The organism is Streptomyces mutabilis (assembly GCF_014649815.1).
Taxonomy (GTDB): Bacteria; Actinomycetota; Actinomycetes; order Streptomycetales; family Streptomycetaceae; genus Streptomyces; species Streptomyces mutabilis.
In genome coordinates this window covers 292,337-307,953 of record NZ_BMTT01000001.1, presented here as the reverse complement: position 1 = coordinate 307,953, position 15,617 = coordinate 292,337, and the positions used below count along the sequence as shown (strand labels likewise).

Annotated in this window: 18 protein-coding genes; 15 read left to right on the top strand and 3 right to left on the bottom strand. The window is 66.9% G+C overall.

Annotated features, from left to right (window positions below):
• The first annotated feature begins 20 nt into the window (after nt 1-20).
• Together IE142_RS01430 and IE142_RS01425 are read left to right on the top strand one after the other, a co-directional pair.
• The gene (locus tag IE142_RS01430) at nt 21-740 is read left to right on the top strand and encodes an HAD family hydrolase (RefSeq protein ID WP_229830111.1); all 720 of its coding nucleotides are present in this window, start codon (nt 21-23) and stop codon (nt 738-740) included.
• Nucleotides 737-1,570: a DUF1932 domain-containing protein gene (locus IE142_RS01425; protein ID WP_191884010.1), complete on the top strand. Its 834-nt coding sequence runs from the start codon at nt 737-739 to the stop codon at nt 1,568-1,570. The genes IE142_RS01430 and IE142_RS01425 overlap by 4 nt, the downstream gene beginning before the upstream one ends.
• A 57-nt stretch (nt 1,571-1,627) precedes the next feature.
• On the opposite strand, the gene IE142_RS01420 is transcribed toward IE142_RS01425, so the two are convergent.
• The 3 genes from IE142_RS01420 to IE142_RS01410 form a co-directional block, all read right to left on the bottom strand.
• Nucleotides 1,628-2,188: a guanylate kinase gene (locus tag IE142_RS01420; protein ID WP_191884009.1), complete on the bottom strand. Its 561-nt coding sequence runs from the start codon at nt 2,186-2,188 to the stop codon at nt 1,628-1,630.
• Complete coding sequence (locus IE142_RS01415) at nt 2,185-3,225, bottom strand: AAA family ATPase (protein ID WP_191884008.1); 1,041 nt, start codon at nt 3,223-3,225, stop codon at nt 2,185-2,187. The genes IE142_RS01420 and IE142_RS01415 overlap by 4 nt, the downstream gene beginning before the upstream one ends.
• 285 nt (nt 3,226-3,510) lie before the next feature.
• Nucleotides 3,511-4,857, bottom strand: a complete 1,347-nt coding sequence (locus IE142_RS01410) for an NsdA family TPR-like regulatory protein (RefSeq protein WP_191884007.1) — start codon at nt 4,855-4,857, stop codon at nt 3,511-3,513.
• A gap of 300 nt (nt 4,858-5,157) precedes the next feature.
• On the opposite strand from IE142_RS01410, the gene IE142_RS01405 reads away from it, so the two are divergent.
• The 13 genes from IE142_RS01405 (at nt 5,158) to IE142_RS01345 (ending at nt 15,587) form a co-directional block, all read left to right on the top strand.
• On the top strand, nt 5,158-5,943 hold the full coding sequence (locus tag IE142_RS01405; RefSeq protein ID WP_229830110.1) for an aminoglycoside phosphotransferase family protein: 786 nt from the start codon (nt 5,158-5,160) through the stop codon (nt 5,941-5,943).
• Nucleotides 5,944-6,019: 76 nt separating this feature from the next.
• A complete protein-coding gene (locus IE142_RS01400; RefSeq protein ID WP_191884006.1) occupies nt 6,020-7,270 on the top strand; it encodes a methionine adenosyltransferase in 1,251 nt (416 codons plus the stop codon).
• Nucleotides 7,270-8,196, top strand: a complete 927-nt coding sequence (locus IE142_RS01395; protein ID WP_191884005.1) for an aminoglycoside phosphotransferase family protein — start codon at nt 7,270-7,272, stop codon at nt 8,194-8,196. The genes IE142_RS01400 and IE142_RS01395 overlap by 1 nt, the downstream gene beginning before the upstream one ends.
• Nucleotides 8,193-8,822, top strand: coding sequence for a histidine phosphatase family protein (locus IE142_RS01390; RefSeq protein ID WP_191884004.1), 630 nt, complete (start codon nt 8,193-8,195; stop codon nt 8,820-8,822). Before IE142_RS01395 ends, IE142_RS01390 begins: the two co-directional genes overlap by 4 nt.
• A 72-nt stretch (nt 8,823-8,894) precedes the next feature.
• Nucleotides 8,895-10,187, top strand: coding sequence for a serine--tRNA ligase (serS, locus tag IE142_RS01385; RefSeq protein WP_191884003.1), 1,293 nt, complete (start codon nt 8,895-8,897; stop codon nt 10,185-10,187).
• Nucleotides 10,187-11,206, top strand: a complete 1,020-nt coding sequence (locus IE142_RS01380; protein WP_191884002.1) for a glycosyltransferase — start codon at nt 10,187-10,189, stop codon at nt 11,204-11,206. The genes serS and IE142_RS01380 overlap by 1 nt, the downstream gene beginning before the upstream one ends.
• 1,049 nt (nt 11,207-12,255) lie before the next feature.
• Entirely contained in the window at nt 12,256-12,633 is a 378-nt protein-coding gene (locus IE142_RS01375; RefSeq protein WP_191884001.1) for a hypothetical protein, read from the top strand.
• Nucleotides 12,623-13,054: a DUF6093 family protein gene (locus IE142_RS01370; protein WP_191884000.1), complete on the top strand. Its 432-nt coding sequence runs from the start codon at nt 12,623-12,625 to the stop codon at nt 13,052-13,054. The genes IE142_RS01375 and IE142_RS01370 overlap by 11 nt, the downstream gene beginning before the upstream one ends.
• Nucleotides 13,054-13,482 carry an HK97 gp10 family phage protein gene (locus tag IE142_RS01365; protein WP_191883999.1) on the top strand — a complete coding sequence of 143 codons (429 nt, stop codon included), beginning with the start codon at nt 13,054-13,056 and terminating at the stop codon, nt 13,480-13,482. The genes IE142_RS01370 and IE142_RS01365 overlap by 1 nt, the downstream gene beginning before the upstream one ends.
• Complete coding sequence (locus IE142_RS01360) at nt 13,479-13,922, top strand: hypothetical protein (protein WP_191883998.1); 444 nt, start codon at nt 13,479-13,481, stop codon at nt 13,920-13,922. The genes IE142_RS01365 and IE142_RS01360 overlap by 4 nt, the downstream gene beginning before the upstream one ends.
• A gap of 131 nt (nt 13,923-14,053) precedes the next feature.
• Nucleotides 14,054-14,689, top strand: coding sequence for a phage tail tube protein (locus IE142_RS01355; protein WP_191883997.1), 636 nt, complete (start codon nt 14,054-14,056; stop codon nt 14,687-14,689).
• Nucleotides 14,690-14,691: 2 nt separating this feature from the next.
• Complete coding sequence (locus IE142_RS01350) at nt 14,692-15,246, top strand: hypothetical protein (RefSeq protein ID WP_191883996.1); 555 nt, start codon at nt 14,692-14,694, stop codon at nt 15,244-15,246.
• Nucleotides 15,189-15,587: a TFIIB-type zinc ribbon-containing protein gene (locus tag IE142_RS01345; protein ID WP_191883995.1), complete on the top strand. Its 399-nt coding sequence runs from the start codon at nt 15,189-15,191 to the stop codon at nt 15,585-15,587. The genes IE142_RS01350 and IE142_RS01345 overlap by 58 nt, the downstream gene beginning before the upstream one ends.
• Nucleotides 15,588-15,617 lie beyond the last annotated feature (30 nt).

Below are 15,617 nucleotides of genomic sequence, written 5' to 3'. Positions count from 1 at the left end.
GCTTCCGATCGTCCGGTGAGGTGGAGAAGTATGACTGGTTGATCTCGCGCACTACAGTGCGGGATGTGCCGCGCCTATTTGTTCTTTTCGACCTGGACAACACCCTCGTGGACCGACGGGGAACGCTGGCCGACTGGTCTGCCGAGTTCACCGCTCGGCACGGCCTGGCTGACGAGGAGCAGGCGCACGTGCTGGGCATGGTCGCCGAGCGTGCTTACCCGTCCACATTCGAAGTGATCCGCGCCCGATATCGGCTGCCCATGCCGCCCGACGAGTTGTGGCGCGCGTACTGCGTCGACATCGCGGCCTCGGTGTCGTGCCCGGCCGAGATCCTCGATGGCTTGGACGAGCTGCGTGGAGCCGGCTGGCGGGTGGGGGTAGCGACCAACGGTGCGGTGGACATCCAGCATGCCAAGTTGAGGACCACCGGTATCGCCGAGCGTGTGGACGGCGTCTTCGTCTCCGAGGAGGCTGACGCGCGCAAGCCGCAGCGCGAGCACTTCGCCCTGGCTGCGGCCCGCTGTGGCGTCATGCTGGGCGATGGCGGCTGGATGGTCGGAGACAACCCGGTCAACGACATCGGCGGCGGAAGCTCCGCGGGACTGCGCACCATCTGGGTCGGTCATAGTCGCTCATGGCCACTTGCCGACCCCGCGCCCGACCACACGGTGCCGCACGCACGCGCCGCCATCGACTACCTGCTTCTGCATGGCGCCTACCACGCGAGGGCCACGGCATGACGTACACCGTCGGACTGCTGCACCCCGGCAGCATGGGATCCGCCTTCGGCTCCCAGATGCGCGACTGCGGCCACACCGTTTTGTGGTGTCCAGACGGACGCAGCGACGCTACCCGCCGCAGAGCTGAGCACGCGGGTCTCGAACCCGAGGCACTGCCCGAGCTCGTCTCCCGCTCCAACGTGTTGCTCTCCCTATGCCCACCGGCCGCTGCGGAGGAGGTTGCCGCCCAGGTGGCCGACCTCGGCATGGTCGGCACGGATACGATCTATGTCGAAGCGAACGCCGTCGCTCCGCGGCGCGTGCAGCGTATCGGCGACTGCCTGGGCCCCGTGCCGGTCATCGATGCCGCGGTGGTCGGATCGCCTCCGGTGGGCGGCAAGACCCCGATGCTCTATCTGTCTGGCCCCGGTAAGCAGACTGACCGGATCGTTGAACTCTTCGCGGGAACCGGTGTGCGGACCCACGTCCTCGGTGACACGATCGGCCAAGCATCCGCACTCAAGCTCGCGTACTCCAGCTACCAGAAGGTCTCTCGTGTCCTCGCTGCCGTGGCGTACGGAGCCGCTGCGTCGTACGGCGTCGCGGACGAACTGCTGGTGATTGCGGCCAAGCGCACCCGCAGCTACCTCGTGGAGACCGACTACATCCCCAAGACCGCAGCCCGTGCCTGGCGCTGGGGCCCGGAACTCGAGGACGCGGCAGCTCTGCTCTCTGACGTCGGCTTGCCGGACTCCCTGATGCACGCCGCTGCCGCGACGCTCGCCCGGTGGGACGGCAAGAGGGACGAGCAACTGGACATTGCCGAGGCCCTGGAAGCCCTGCACGATTAGCAAGGCCTGGACGACCCGAGTTGAGCTGCACCAACCGGGTCGCCGGCATCCTGGCTGTCAGGCGTCCGATGACGCGGTGCGGACGATGACGTCGATTCTCTTGGCTGCCTCCCGGGGCGCCGTCGCATCTGTGTCCACACGCAGATGCCACTGAGTCTGCGGATGAGCCGCAAGGTCGGCCTCTGTGGCGTCCCATGCAGTCAGCCGAGCCGCCGTGTCCTTGTCGCCCCGCTGCGGTGAGCGTAGGGCGGTGGTCTCCTTGGAGCACCACAGCAGCACGCGCACCCAGTGCGCAGTGAATAGGGAGGAGACCTGCCCCATGCCCGTCATTTGCCCGAGGTGGATGACGGGGATCCGGCCCCCCTCCATGACGTTCTCGAGGCCAGGCCGGTCGACAACGTAGACGTTGCCGTACCGTTCGTTGCGGTAGATGACGTCGCCGCGTGCCTCCAGGGCGGCCAGCTGTTCCGGTGTGCCCATTCGGTAGCCCTTGGTGTTCCCCTCCCCGATCTTGAGTCGGGCGAACCGGACGTACCGCGCGTCGAGTTCGGTGAGTATGTCCGTGATCGTGTCCTTGCCTGCCGCCGGTGGCCCGTACAGCAGGATGCCCCTCCTCATTGGAACACCGTCCCGAAGACCTGACGTACCTGGTCCGTGAGCGATATCGCGGCGCCAAGCCGGTTGTCGACAACCAAGTGCGGTACGACGGGCCGCAGCTCGGGATCGATTCCGACGGCGTACGCATCCCAGTTCTGCAGCTTCCAGCTGTCCCGTGCGGCGGAACGGAAGCTGATGTACTCGTACATGGTGTCGATGTCGCACTGGATCCAGACGACAGCGACGGTGACGCCACGTGCTTCGCAGCGATTGATCAGGCGCCGCATCCACCGAGGATCGGTGATCTCGGCGATGAACGGTGCGGTGAGTACCGTGCTGATCGCGCAGTCGATGTTCGCGTAGGCGGTCTCCAGCAGGCACTGGTATTCCAGCGGGCGGACTTTCTCCCGGTAGAGGTCGGTGTGCCGGTCATTCGGGTCGCTGCCCATTTCTACGAGGAGGCGCTCGACGAGGGGGCGCGTGATCGGGTCCTTGTCGAGGACGGGCCAGCCGGTGAGCTGGGATATGAAGCGAGCGAACTCCGACTTCCCGCTGCCTGCGTACCCCCCGACCATCATCAGCGTCGGCTTGTTCGGGTCGCCGCCGGTGTGGCGGCGCTTCCAGGCATCGAGGATGCGCTGCTGTATGCCTCGTCCGTCGGTGTCCTCCGTACCGGGCGAGAGCTGAAGCAACGCCCGCTCCACAGCCAGCACGTGGGCCCCGTTGTGCGGTTCGCTCGACTCGGTGAACTTGAGCTTCCTAGCCTCGTCAGGCAGGGCGTTGCGGAAGCCGAGCTCAGGCTCGGTCGCGCGGTACAACAGGCAATACGCGCGGCGATAGTGCGGTCCGGGATAGACCTCACCCTGCTCGTGCTGCCACAGCGTCTGGAAGTTGGCGGCCGGCACCGCGAGTCCCGCAGCCCGGGCAACCTCGCGCAGCTGCTCGCCCGCGCCTTCGAGCGTCAGGCCGTGGGCTTCGCGTTGCTGCCTCAGCCTGTCCGGGCGCCACCCCGGCCGACTCTTCCCCACTGCGCCTACCGCCTGCCCATCCCTGGTCATGATCCGGAGCCTAGGTCAGCCTCTCATGAACGCATGTGAAAGCGGATGTTGAAAAGTCAGGCCCTTCGGCCATGAACGGCTGATGAGCAGCTTCGGTAACCGCTCGTGATACTTCGCACGCCTCCGGACCGCTGTCATGGTCACACCGACGTGACCGTTGCAAGCCCCTCGCCCTCCAATGGCGATTAACCGATGGAGCCTCACCATGCGCTGCTCGAGGACGTGCGTCCCCTCATCGACGAGTTCGTCCGCGCCCCCGTCCCAAGCGCAGCGCCCGCCTCGTCACTACGCTGCTGCGGTGAGCTCCCTGGCCCGCTCGTTGAAGTCGGCCACGAGCCGATGACTGCCGAAGGGTCGCATGCGTCGTTGAAGGTCATGCACGGCCTCTACGGCACGCGAGGACCTCACCTGCTGGGTCAAGTTCAAAGTGCGAACACCGGCCGCGTAGGCCGCTTCGAGGTCGTTCCTCTGCAAGTGAGAGACGGCAAGAGCGGCTTGCGACATGGCCCCACGTCGAGCGCGTTTCTGGCTCCTGGCATGGTCAATGGACCTGCGGGCGTGCTCGTCCGCGGAAGCCGCGTCCCCAAGGTCCCGGAACGTATTGGCGTGCTCGCCGTGCAGGTAGGCCGGATCGATGAACGCCGCCCACTCCGGCTCCTCATTCAGCCGCGCGTTCGCGTACGCCTTCTCCGACTCGACCACGGCCCGAGTCGCCGCGGTCTTGTCTCCGAGCAGTGCGAGCGCGCGCGCCTCCAGGCACCAGAGGTCCGCGAGGCAGGCCGGCGAGTTCGCGTGGGTCAGGCCGAGACGCCCCGCCTGGGCCAGGCGCCGTCCTTCGGCGGGATCTCCGAGAAGGGTTGCCTGGTCGGCCATACCCGCGAGCACGTGGGAGCCCAAGGCCGCGTTGCCGGATTCCTCCGCGAGACGCAAGGACTGGATCAGATACCTCTGGGCTACGCCGTGTTCGCCGTTGTCGTAGGCCATCCACCCGAGAAGGTACGTCTGCTCGGCCGCCGCTTCGCAGAGTGCCCGCCGCACGTCATCGCTGTAGGTGCGACGGAGCAGAGGGTAGACGTGCTGGTTCATGTACTCGGCGAGGATCAGGCGACCGGAACCGCCTCCTTGAAGTACGTCCATCTTCTGGAACTCGCCGAACATGTTCCTCACCGCCGTCACGTCCTCAAGACGTACGCGGGGGCCGGGCTCTGGACTCTGGTCGAGGGTGTTCATCAGCCAGTCGCGCGATGGCCCTACACCGGCAAGGGCTGCGAACGGCACGCCTGCAAGGAAGTTACGTCGATCCACGTCAGCTCTCCCGAGGTCTGCGACAACCTCCACGGTAGCCGCGTAGGAAGAGTTGTACACGAGCGCGCGTTCAGCGCCTGCGCCTTCCCCGAGCCCGAGATCATACGTTGTGACCCGGTATCCGAAGTGATCCGAGAAGACCGCCGCGATGATGTCGGGCAACGGCTGGCGCGGAATCTGTCCTTCGATCCAGAAGCGGACCCGCGTCGTGCTGGTGGCGACATGGGGCTCGTTCCACAGCAACGCCTTGGCCTTCACGCGTCGCGCCAACTCGCCACGACTCAGTCCTGAGCGGTCGAGCCAACTCGCAAGCCGATCGTTCGTCATGCAGCGCCCCCTGGCCGAGGTAACGGAAACGACACCCTTCGACACCCCTGATCACGGTACCGCGCAACTCCCTTCTGAAGTTGCCTAGTTGTCAGCCAAGCCAGCCGCTGGGAGGGCCAGACCATGATGAGTAGTGCAGGGCAGAGCGCGGAGACAGAGCAGCAGCCTGTGTCGGATGGGCAAGAGCACACGCCGTTCCGCCCTCCGCGCCTCGGAGTCCTGCAGCGTCAGCTCGGGGGTTACGGCCCGGCGAAGGTCAAGCCCAACTCGATCACGCGCCGGGCCATCGACGGCCGGTCCGTGCTCAAGATCTACCGTTGTGTCTCCCCGCACGAGAGGCGGCGCCGGGAGGTCGAGGCTCTGACTCTCGCCGCCGACTGGGGGTTCTCTGTGCCCCGCGTCCTGGCGACTGGTGAACAGAAGACCCATGCCTGGACCGTGCTGTCGACCGTGCCCGGCAAGCCTTGTTCATTCGACACGGCCAAGGGGATTCAGCATTACCTCTGTCACGTTGTCTCGACGACCGAGCGGTTACATAGTCAAGTCGTCGCACTGCCTCCCGGAGCCGGCTGGACCCAGCAGAAGGGTGACGCGAACAGAGGCAACAGTCGCTTCCTTCTCGACCAGATGTCTCTCGCCTGCCGACGACTGCCATGGTGGGGGTCGCTGGAGGCTTCTCTGAAGCCTTGCGACGCCCTGCCAACGGTTTACCTTCACGGTGACCTCAAACCGGACCATCTCCTGTTCGACGGCAGCCGGCGTCACGTTCTCGACTGGGAGGCCAGCGGACGAGGGCCAGCGTCCAGCGATCACGCCGACGCGATCTTCCACCTCATACGCGACCTGATCTATTCGTCGGTTCCAGTCCACCGAATCCCCGTCGGGCTCATCAGCCAACTTCCTGTTCCTGGCGCGGTGTTGGCCTGGCGTCTTGCCCTATGGCTCGACCGACGGAGAGCCGGAGACATCCTGCTCCTGCCATCGCATGACCTTTATCAGCTCGTCGCGGAGGACGATCCCGCGGCAGCCTGCGCGGAACTCGCTCGAACGATCGCCCACCTGCGCGCGGCTGGTGTCCCGCGCTGAGAACGGCGCTAACTCGGCCCAACGAGGCCCGCGAGACCGCACGTCCCTTTCCAACCCTTCGAAATCGGAGTAGGCCATGCAACGAACCACCGCGACCTTCGGCAACAGCCACGTAGTGATCGAGGCGGGGGTGATCCCTCCCGACGCGACGACCATCGTCGAGCGCAAGGGCCTCGGCCACCCGGACACGCTCGCCGACCACCTCGCGGAGCGATTGTCCCGCGCGTACAGCCGGTACACGGTGGAGCACTTCGGCGCCGTGCTGCACCACAACTTCGACAAGCTGGCGCTCCTCGGCGGTGCGAGTGAAGTCCGGTACAGCGGCGGTCGGATGACCTCTCCCGTGCGTGTTCTGGTCAACGGGCGGGCGGCTCCCATGTGCGGCGGAGAGACCATCCCCGTCACCGAGATCGTCGAGGCGGAGGTAAGGGCGTTCTTCGCCGAGCGCCTGCCGGAGGTGGCTGACCACCTCGACATCGCCTACAACATCACGAGTAACTCAAGCCCGGGTGCGGTGCTCACCGGAGACGCCGTTCCGGATCGGACTCGCTGGTTCAACCCCCGGTCGATCGACGACCTCCGCGAACGTCGGGTGCGTCTCTCGAACGACACGTCGCTCGGCACGGGTTGGGCCCCTGAGAGCCCATTCGAGACCTTCGTTCGCGACCTGGTGGATCACTTCTCGGGACAGAGTGACTTCACGCGGGCCCATCCGTGGTGCGGCTCGGACGTCAAGCTCATGGGCTACTGGGACGGCCAACACGCGGACATCGTGCTGTGCGTGCCCCAGAAGTCCCGCCATGTCGCGAGTCGGGCCGAGTACGTCCAGAACACGGAGGCGGTCCTCGCGGAGTGCCATCGCCTCGCCGACAGCAGGCTGCCCGGCGCGGACGCGGACTTCCGCCTCAACGCCCGCGACATGCCCGAGAAGGACGAGCTCTACCTGACGTACACCGGCAGCTCGATCGAGTCCGGGGATGAGGGCGTCGTCGGCCGAGGGAACCGCGTCAACGGACTCATCACGCCTCTGCGGCCGATGAACCTGGAGGGAGCCAGCGGTAAGAACCCCGTCTACCACGTTGGCAAGCTCTACAACATCGCCGCCCTCCGGCTCGCCCGCCGGCTCAACGAGGCCACGGGAGAGCACGCGGAGGTGCACCTGGTGAGCACCACCGGGCAGAGGCTCGACCAGCCCTGGCGCGTCCTGGTCCGTCTCGCCGCGGGGGAGGTCGAGATCGACAAGGTGCAGGCGCTCGTCACCGAGGCCCTGGACGAGTTCCCGGCCCTAACCGACGAGCTCGTTCACGATGGGGTCGTGCTGAGCTGATGACGACGCGGACGCTCGGCGAGGTGCCCCCGGGATGTCGACGGCGGCTACTCGCTCACTATGGACCGAAGGCTCAGGAATGGCTCGATGCCGTTCCGTGCGTGCTGAGGCAGGTAGCGGAATGCTGGCAGCTCTCCCTCGGCGGGTACCACGACGCCGGACACGCCTCGGTGATCGTGACGGCCACGGCCCTCGACGGGCGTCCGCTGATCGTCAAGGCTTGGGTGGACCCGGCCCGCTACCGCCACGAGATTCGAGCGTTGCGGTTGTGGGCCGGCGGGCCGACGGCGGACGTCGTTGAGGCCGACGACGACATGGCGGTGGCCGTTCTGGAAATGGTGGGCGGTCGTCCGGGAGGTTCCAGTTGGCGCCAGCGGGAGACACAAGTCGTGGCTGCCGCACTGCAAGGGCTGCACACTCTCGGACGGGTCAGACCCCTCACCGGTCACCTCCCCCTCCTCGGTGACTACCTGCGTTTCGAGGTCTTCCCGAGGATCGAGAAACGGGTGCGAAGTCTCGATCTCGGTTCCTGGCAGCCGTTCGCCGACCACGAGTTCCGAGCGATTCACAGACTCGTGGAAGGCACAGGTCAGCCCACCGTGCTGCACGGGGACATGTATCGCGAGAACGTGGCGTTCGACAGCACCGGGCATCCGCGGCTGATCGACCCGGTGCCCATGGTCGGAGACGCGGTGTTCGATTGGGCCTTTTGGACCGTCTACTACGACCTCGGTCGTGAGACGAACGTACGGCTCGCGACGGCGTCCAGAGTCTCCCGCATCCCGGTGCCGGTGATCGCCCCATGGTGCAGGTTGCTGTCCTTGGACGGCCTCCTCTACTACGTGGACACCGATGATCCGCGAGCACCCCAGATGTTGGAGCTTCTCTCCTTCTTATCCGCCCGAGGCTCAGGGAGCGACGGATGAGGACGCACATCGTCCGCCACGGTCAGACCGAGTACAGCATGAAGTACCTCGTCAATGGGGACCCCTCCGTTCCGGTCGAGCTCAGCGCAGAGGGAATCCGATCGTGCCAGCGAGCCTGGGCCGTGCTTCCGCTTCACAGCACGAAAACATGGATCGCCAGCGGCTTCCCGCGAGCCCAGCAGACCGCGGTCCTGCTCACCGGTGTCCCCGCCGCCGAGCTGGTTGTCGAGGCCAGGCTGAACGAACTGGATTACGGCGACTTCGAAGGCGGTCCTTGGCTCACATACGGTGATTGGCTTGATCACCATGGTGCATGGAGGCGTCCGTCAGGCGCTGCAGAATCCCAGCGGGAAGGGATCCGCAGGATGCTCCTCGGGCTGCGGGACTGCCTAGCTGTCCCTGGGCCTCGCCTCGTGGTGTGCCACGGTCTGCTGCTGTCCGTGCTGCTCTGGCAGCGTGACCGGTCCGGGGGCGAGGCGATGCCTCTGCACTTCTCTGAGGCCCCGTGCGTCCAGCCGCTCGACGTTGCGGACGACACGCTCACCGTCTGGATCGAGGATCTTCTATCTGATCTTGCTATGGAGTCTCGCAGAGACCTCGGGGAAGGGGGTGACGCGGCTATATAAGCGGGGCAGCGCCATCTCGGCAGTTGCTACCGTCGGAGCAATAGCTCACTTCCCGGAGGAGAAGGACCCCTCATGCATGATGCCCGCGCCCTGATCGACATGGGTGCCGAAGCGGTTCGTCGGCTCGCTCGTCGCGGCTACACCCTGGACCTGTCCGAGCTGGAGTCCCTCCACTCTCGGCGCAACCAGAACATCCGCTCGGCCGACGAGCTGCGGGCAGAGTCCAAGCGGGTGGCGAGCGAGGTCCAGCAGACGGCCAAGCAGGGCGGCGACATCACCAAGCTCAAGGAGCGCGCCCGCGAGATCAAGGAGCAAATCCGAGAGATCGAGGCCGACCAAGAGCAAATCGAGGCCCAGCTCCGTGACCTGCTCCTGAGCATCCCGAACCTGCCGGACGACTCGGCCCCCGATGGCGACTCCGAGGAGTTCGCGGTCGAGATCCGGCGCGTCGGCACGCCCCCCGCGTTCGCGTTCGAACCGAAGGACCACGTTGATCTGGGCGAGGCCACCGGCATCCTCGACTTCGGCCGGGCCACGAAGCTGTCCGGACCGCGCTTCGCGGTCTCTCGTGGCGCTGGTGCCGCTCTGGAGCGTGCCCTGGCTACGCTCTTCCTCGACCTCCACACGCGTCGGCATGGCTACGTCGAATACGCGGTGCCCTATCTCGTCACTCGCAAGACCATGACCGGGACCGGCCAGCTCCCGAAGTTCGAGGAGGACCTGTTCAAGACCGGTGTCGCCGATCGCGAACTGTTCCTCATCCCGACGGCCGAGGTTCCGCTGACCAACCTCTACGCCGATGAGATCATCCCCCCGGCAGAGCTGCCGCTCGCATTCACCGCGCACACCCCGTGCTTCCGGTCGGAGGCGGGCTCGTATGGCCGCGATACCCGTGGACTGATCCGCCAGCACCAGTTCGCCAAGGTCGAGATCGTTCGCATCGTCGACCCGGCGGACGCCGACGCCGAGCTGGAGAAGATGATCGGCCATGCCGAGGCGTGCCTGAAGGAACTCGGCCTCGCCTACCGCGTCATCAAGCTGGCCGCCGGCGACACGGGCTTCTCAGCCCAGCTCACCTACGACATCGAGGTCTGGATCCCGAGCCAGAACACGTACCGCGAAATCTCGTCGGTCTCGAACTTCGGCACCTTCCAAGCCCGCCGGGCGAACATCCGGACACGCGGCGAGGACGGCAAGCCCAAGCTCGTCGCCACCCTCAACGGCTCCGGACTGCCTATCGGCCGCACCCTGGCTGCTCTCCTCGAGCAGTGCCAGCAGCAGGACGGCTCCATCCTCCTGCCCGAATCCCTCGTCCCATACCTCGGCTTCCGCCGGATTTCGGCGGACGGAACACCGGAGGCATAGTGCTCGTCGGCGTCTGCGACTTTCCTGGTAGCTACGCTTTTCCCCCTGCCGGATACGGCGGGATCGAACGATGGCTGTGGGCGGTCGCGGTAGGCGCCCGTGCCGCAGGCGCCGACGTACACCTCCTTGGTCCGGGCTGGCTCCCGGACCTCGAATCCGAATGGGTCCGTAAGCCGGTCCGTCTCGAAGACGTCACCGCCGGATCTCTGGCCGAGCGCGACCTCCGAGACACCGGCTACGACCTCCTCGTCGTCGGCCACGAATACCCCTCGCTGGCTACGTGGACTCGCACCTGGGACGAGTTGGACTGCGATGTGGCCACGTTCCAGCACTCTCCCGTCTTCCAGCACACCGCCACCGCGTTCGACGGCAAGCGGTCACGGCTGTACTGCTACTCGTCCGAAATGATCGAGCGGTACGCCGCACACCAACCGATCCCCGAACTCGCCGTTCACTTGGGGCTCCAGGAGGACGAACCGCGAGCCGTTCGGGGTCGGGACCTCGTGTGGCTCGGACGAATAGATGAGGAGAAGGCTCCGCACCTCGCCGTGAGGGCGGCGGAGATTCTCGGCCGCCGCATCCGAATCGTCGGACCGGTCTTCGACGAGGAATATGTTCGTCGGAACAAGCTCTTCGCTGCAGATCACGTCGAGTGGGTGGGTGAACTCGGCGGCCCCGCCAAGACCGCCGCCATCCGCGACGCGTCGGTGTTCGTCTACACATACGCGCGGAACTATGTGGAGGCGGGAGCGGCGGTGTTCGGTGAGTCCCTACGAGCCGGCACGCCCATCGCCGCACTGGTTTGGCGCGAAGGGACTTGTGCCGAGGCAGCATTGTGCGGTGATACCGGCGTGGTCGCGGTCGTCAGTCCCGAAGAGGACGACGAGACCGCAGCCCGCCGACTGGCCGAGGCTATCGAAGAGACTGAGCCGCGCGATCACAGTCGGGTGCAGGCGATCGGACAACAGCGATTCGATCCCGCGCGGCACTTCGAGGCCATGGCGGCTCGGCCATGTTGAGTAGGGAGCTTGGCCTACGGATTCCAGGGGTGCTTCGCCGAGCGTTAGGCGCTCATTGGGAGTTCTACCAGGATGGGGACACGCTGGAGGTCAAGCATCCCCATCGCGACTCCCCGTACCGCCCGCCTCGCGGGCCACTGTCCTGGGAGCAACTGCTCGGCACTCTCGAACACGCCTTCGCCGCTCAAGGCTTCCTCCGGGACGCATGCCTCCCCCTCCGATGGGGCCGCGAAACCGAACTGACCATCTCTGCCGTCCAAGCACTTGACCCGCTCCTCAAGGAGGGGCGTCCTATAACCTATAGACGCGGCTTCATTCCTCAACCAGTGGTCCGATTCACCGGGCAACGCTCTGCGTCCGGAGAGCTCTGCGACGGATTTCTCACATCATTCGTCAACGTCTCGTGCGTCCAGCCCGTAGGGCATATTGACGAGTACGGGCAAGTTTTGGACGCCTGGCTGTCGGTGCTCTCTCAACTCGGTTTCCACGCTCGGCATATAAGCGTCTACGGGCACTTGCGGGTGTGGAGGCGAAGTCAAGTCGAAGGAATAACCCTGCGGTTCCGGCACTTGGACCTGACCTTGGGTGACATTGTCCTCCTCTGGAACGCCAAGGACCCTCGGTGCATGGCCGTAGATCTAGGAACAGGCCTTGAGCGGTTGGCCTGGGCCCGAACTCGTCGAAAGTGGCATGAGCTTGTCTTCGGTCCCCTTGTTGATGCAGCGCCTCCCGCAACCCTTGACGCTCTGCGTACGGCGACACTCCTCCTTGGAAACGGCATCATGCCCGCCCCGAGGGGCGCAGGAGGGATAACCCGACGCGTCCTTGCGGCGCTCAAGCCAGAGACGGTTCGCCTGGGAGTGAGCGTCGCAGTTCGATCGTCCCACCGCTACTGGACGGCCGTTGCGGGGCTTCCCGTGCAGTGGCCCGCAGTCGCCGCTCGCATCGAGCAAGAAGTGGTGAGTCGCCACGAAATAGGAAACAGTCCTTTCGGGCAGTGACCAGATGGTGCGCCCACCACGTCCGACAGCGGCGTTAGCGTCGGCTGAATGGATCAGACGAACGACACGGCCACCGTCCGGCGCGTGGAGATCAGGGCACGGGGCGATCAGGCCGGCATCGAGATTGACGGCACGCGAATCGATCCGAGCGCCGTCAAGGCGTACTCGGTCAGCCACTTCGCCGGGGAACGGCCGGAGGTTCTGCTGCACGTCGCGGACCGTGGCGACACCCAGTGGTCTGGGCTGGCCCGCGTCGCGGTGGCCGACCTCCCTGACCCCGGCCCCGCGGCGGCCGTGTTCCTCGACGCGATCGACCCGGAGGCGCTGGAGCGCGCCGCGCTGGCCCGGCCCGACCTGGGCACCGAGCCTTACTCGCTGACGAAGGCGATGCTCACCCAGCTCGTGGAGTGGGCTCATGGCCTTTGATGTGGACGGTGCGCGTCGGGTCGTCGGTCGCATCCTGGACGACAAGCTGGAGGTGTGGCGGGACAGCGCGGGCCGTACGGATGACGTGCTGGACGAGACCACGGGGCGGCTCGTGCCGGCCGCGCCGGACGAGGAGCTGGTCTGGGATGGGCTCGGCGCGGTGATGCCGATCGGCCGCCCGGCCATCACCCAGCCCCTTGGCGGGTCGGTCGCCGTCGAGCCGCCGACCACCGACTACCAGGCCGTGCTTCCGGTCGACGCTCCGGTACTGGGGCGCGACGACGTGATCCGCGTGGCTGGATCAGTCCGTCCGGATGGTCCTCGCGACCCGCAGTTGGTGGGCCGCCGGTTCCGCGTCTCCGACGAAGCGGTGGGCAGCTACAGCGTGGTGCGCATCGTCAGGGTGCAGGTGATCGACTGATGGCCACGGCGAACCCGCACCCCAACGCTCACCCGGACGCGACCGCCTTCCGTGATCCGATCGCGCTGGCTGCCACGCTGGCCCGGATGGGTCCGGCCGCCCGCGCTCGCACGCGGACGATCACACGGCACCACGCCATGCTGCTGCGGGTCCGCATCCAGCGGAACGCGAGCGGTAGGCCGGGCCCGAACGTGATCACCGGCCAGTACCGCGCCTCCTGGGACGTGCGGATGCGCGCCAGCGGCGGCGAGGTGACCGCCGAGGTGTTCTCCGACGCCCCGCAGGCGCGACGACTGGAGTACGGCTTCGTCGGCGTGGACAGCCTCGGGCGGCACTACCGGCAGCCGCCGTTCCCGCACGTCGAGCCCGCCTTCCGGCAGACCGAACCGGCGTTCATCCAGGCCCTGGCCGATGGGGTGCTGCCGTGACCGCTCGTCTTCCGGTGACCCGCGCGCTCGCCGCCCTCCTGGAGCACGCCACGGGCCGCCCGTGCGGTCTCGGCGAACTCCCACGTGTCCAGAGCAAGTCCGGCTGGGAGCCCGCGCCCGTCCCGTACACGATCCTCGACTCGCTGCCCGCCGAGTTCGCAGGCCCGCCCCTTTGGGACTGGCATGCCGATGTCGCCTGGGCCTACCAGGTCACCTCGGTCGGGGAACGAGCCGATCAGGTCGAGTGGCTGGCCGACCGCGTACGCGCCGGCGTCGTCGGCCGGACCGACGGCCGCTGGACCCATGACCTGCATGTTCCCGAAGTCCGCGTTATCGACAGGGAGTTGACCTACGACGCCGGAGGGGAACCCTCGGTGTCGGCGGCAGGCGCTATCGTGTCCTACGTGCAGCGGGTCACGATCACCGTGACCCCAGCATGAAGGAACGTTTCTTCTGATCCTCACCGCGGAGGCCCGCGCGGACGCTAGGCCCCAGGCCAGGCGAACCCCCTTTGAACCTCAAGGGGCAGGGCCTCGGCACGGGACGCTGCCCCAGAAGTGGGAGCGGACCTGTGTCCACGAGCACGAAGAAGACCCAGACCCGATTTCTGCGGCGCGGCATCTCCAAGATCCTCTGGTCGAAGGATCTCAACGACCCGAAGTACCCCAGCCGCCGGGAGATCACCAACGCCTTCGGCCTGACCGACGCCGTTTCGGACATCGAGGGCTGGGCGCTGGAGAACGACCCCATCGAGACCCCCGACATGGGCTCGACCTTCAACTCCTCGATCCCGGGCAACGACAAGGCCGAGAACTCCAGCCTGACGTTCTACGAGGACCGCTTCTCCGACGAGATCGAGCAGCAGCTCCCCAAGGGCGCGAAGGGCTACGTCATCCTGCTCCGCAAGGGCGACCTGCCCGGCTCACGCTCGGTGGACGTCTTCCCCGTGCAGGTCGCCACCCGCGCCGCGACGTACAGCACTGGCAACGAGGCCGCGAAGTTCAAGGTGGACTTCACGATCACCGACGAGCCGTCGCTCGACCGCCCCGTGCCGCAGGCCCATCCCCGTCCGCTGCCGGACGAGGACTGCGACGACGACCACGGGCACGGCCACCACGACGGTGACCACGTCGACGTGACCGTGGTCAGCACCACGAAGACCAAGACCGAGGCGACGGTCCGCGAGCACGACGCTGACGAGGGCTGATCGTGTCGCGCCCCGCACAGGCCAAGCGCCTGTCCCCCTCCACCACTGCGGCGGAGGGGGCGTGGTCGGCCAAGATGGAACGGCTCCGCCGCCGAGCCCGCCCGCAGAACCGGCTGCGCATATGCGATGACGCCGAGCTGCGCCAGCGGTACGACGAAGCTGAGCAGGCCGCCCGCCGTGCACGGTTCGTCGCCGAGGCCAACCCGGGTGACGAGCTGGCCACGCGCCAGGCAACCGACGCAGATGCGGCGCGGGACCAGGCCCTCCACGCACTCGACGCCGCCTCGGAGTTCCTGACCTTCCGCGCGCTGCCGCGCCCGGTGCTGGAGGAGCTGATCAGTGAGCACCCGCCCACCGAACAGCAAGCGGAGGAGGGGGCGATCTTCAACGCCGACACCTTCCCCGCCGCGCTGGTGGCCGCGGCCTCCGTGGACGGCATGAGCCGCGAGGAGGCCGAAGAGCTGCTGAACGGCTGGTCGGCACCGGACGCGAATGCCCTGTGGGACGCCGCCTGGCAGATCCAGCAGGAGAGCCGGGTCGAGCTGGGAAAAGGCTGAGCCGTGACGCCGGCCTGCGCGCCGAACTGGAGCTGTGCGAGCGGTACGGCATCCCGCACTCTCAGTTCTTCGGCGGCGACGGCCGCTGGACCGACCTCGACCGGGCCAAGGCGCTGGCCTGGGCGGAGTGGCAGCGGTCGGTATGCCCGGAGTGCCACACCCGGCTGGAGGAGTGGGACCGCGAACGCGGCGGCGACCCCCACGCCTACGTCACCGACACCCTGCGCTGCCCCGGCTGCGAGCTGATCGAGCAGGAACGCGACCACGTCCCCCAAGACCGCTCCGGCTACGGCGTGAAGATCCAGCTTCTGCCGCGCGAGCAGTACCAGCCGCGCCCCTGATCCACCCCCGCACCATGTAAGGAGGCCGCC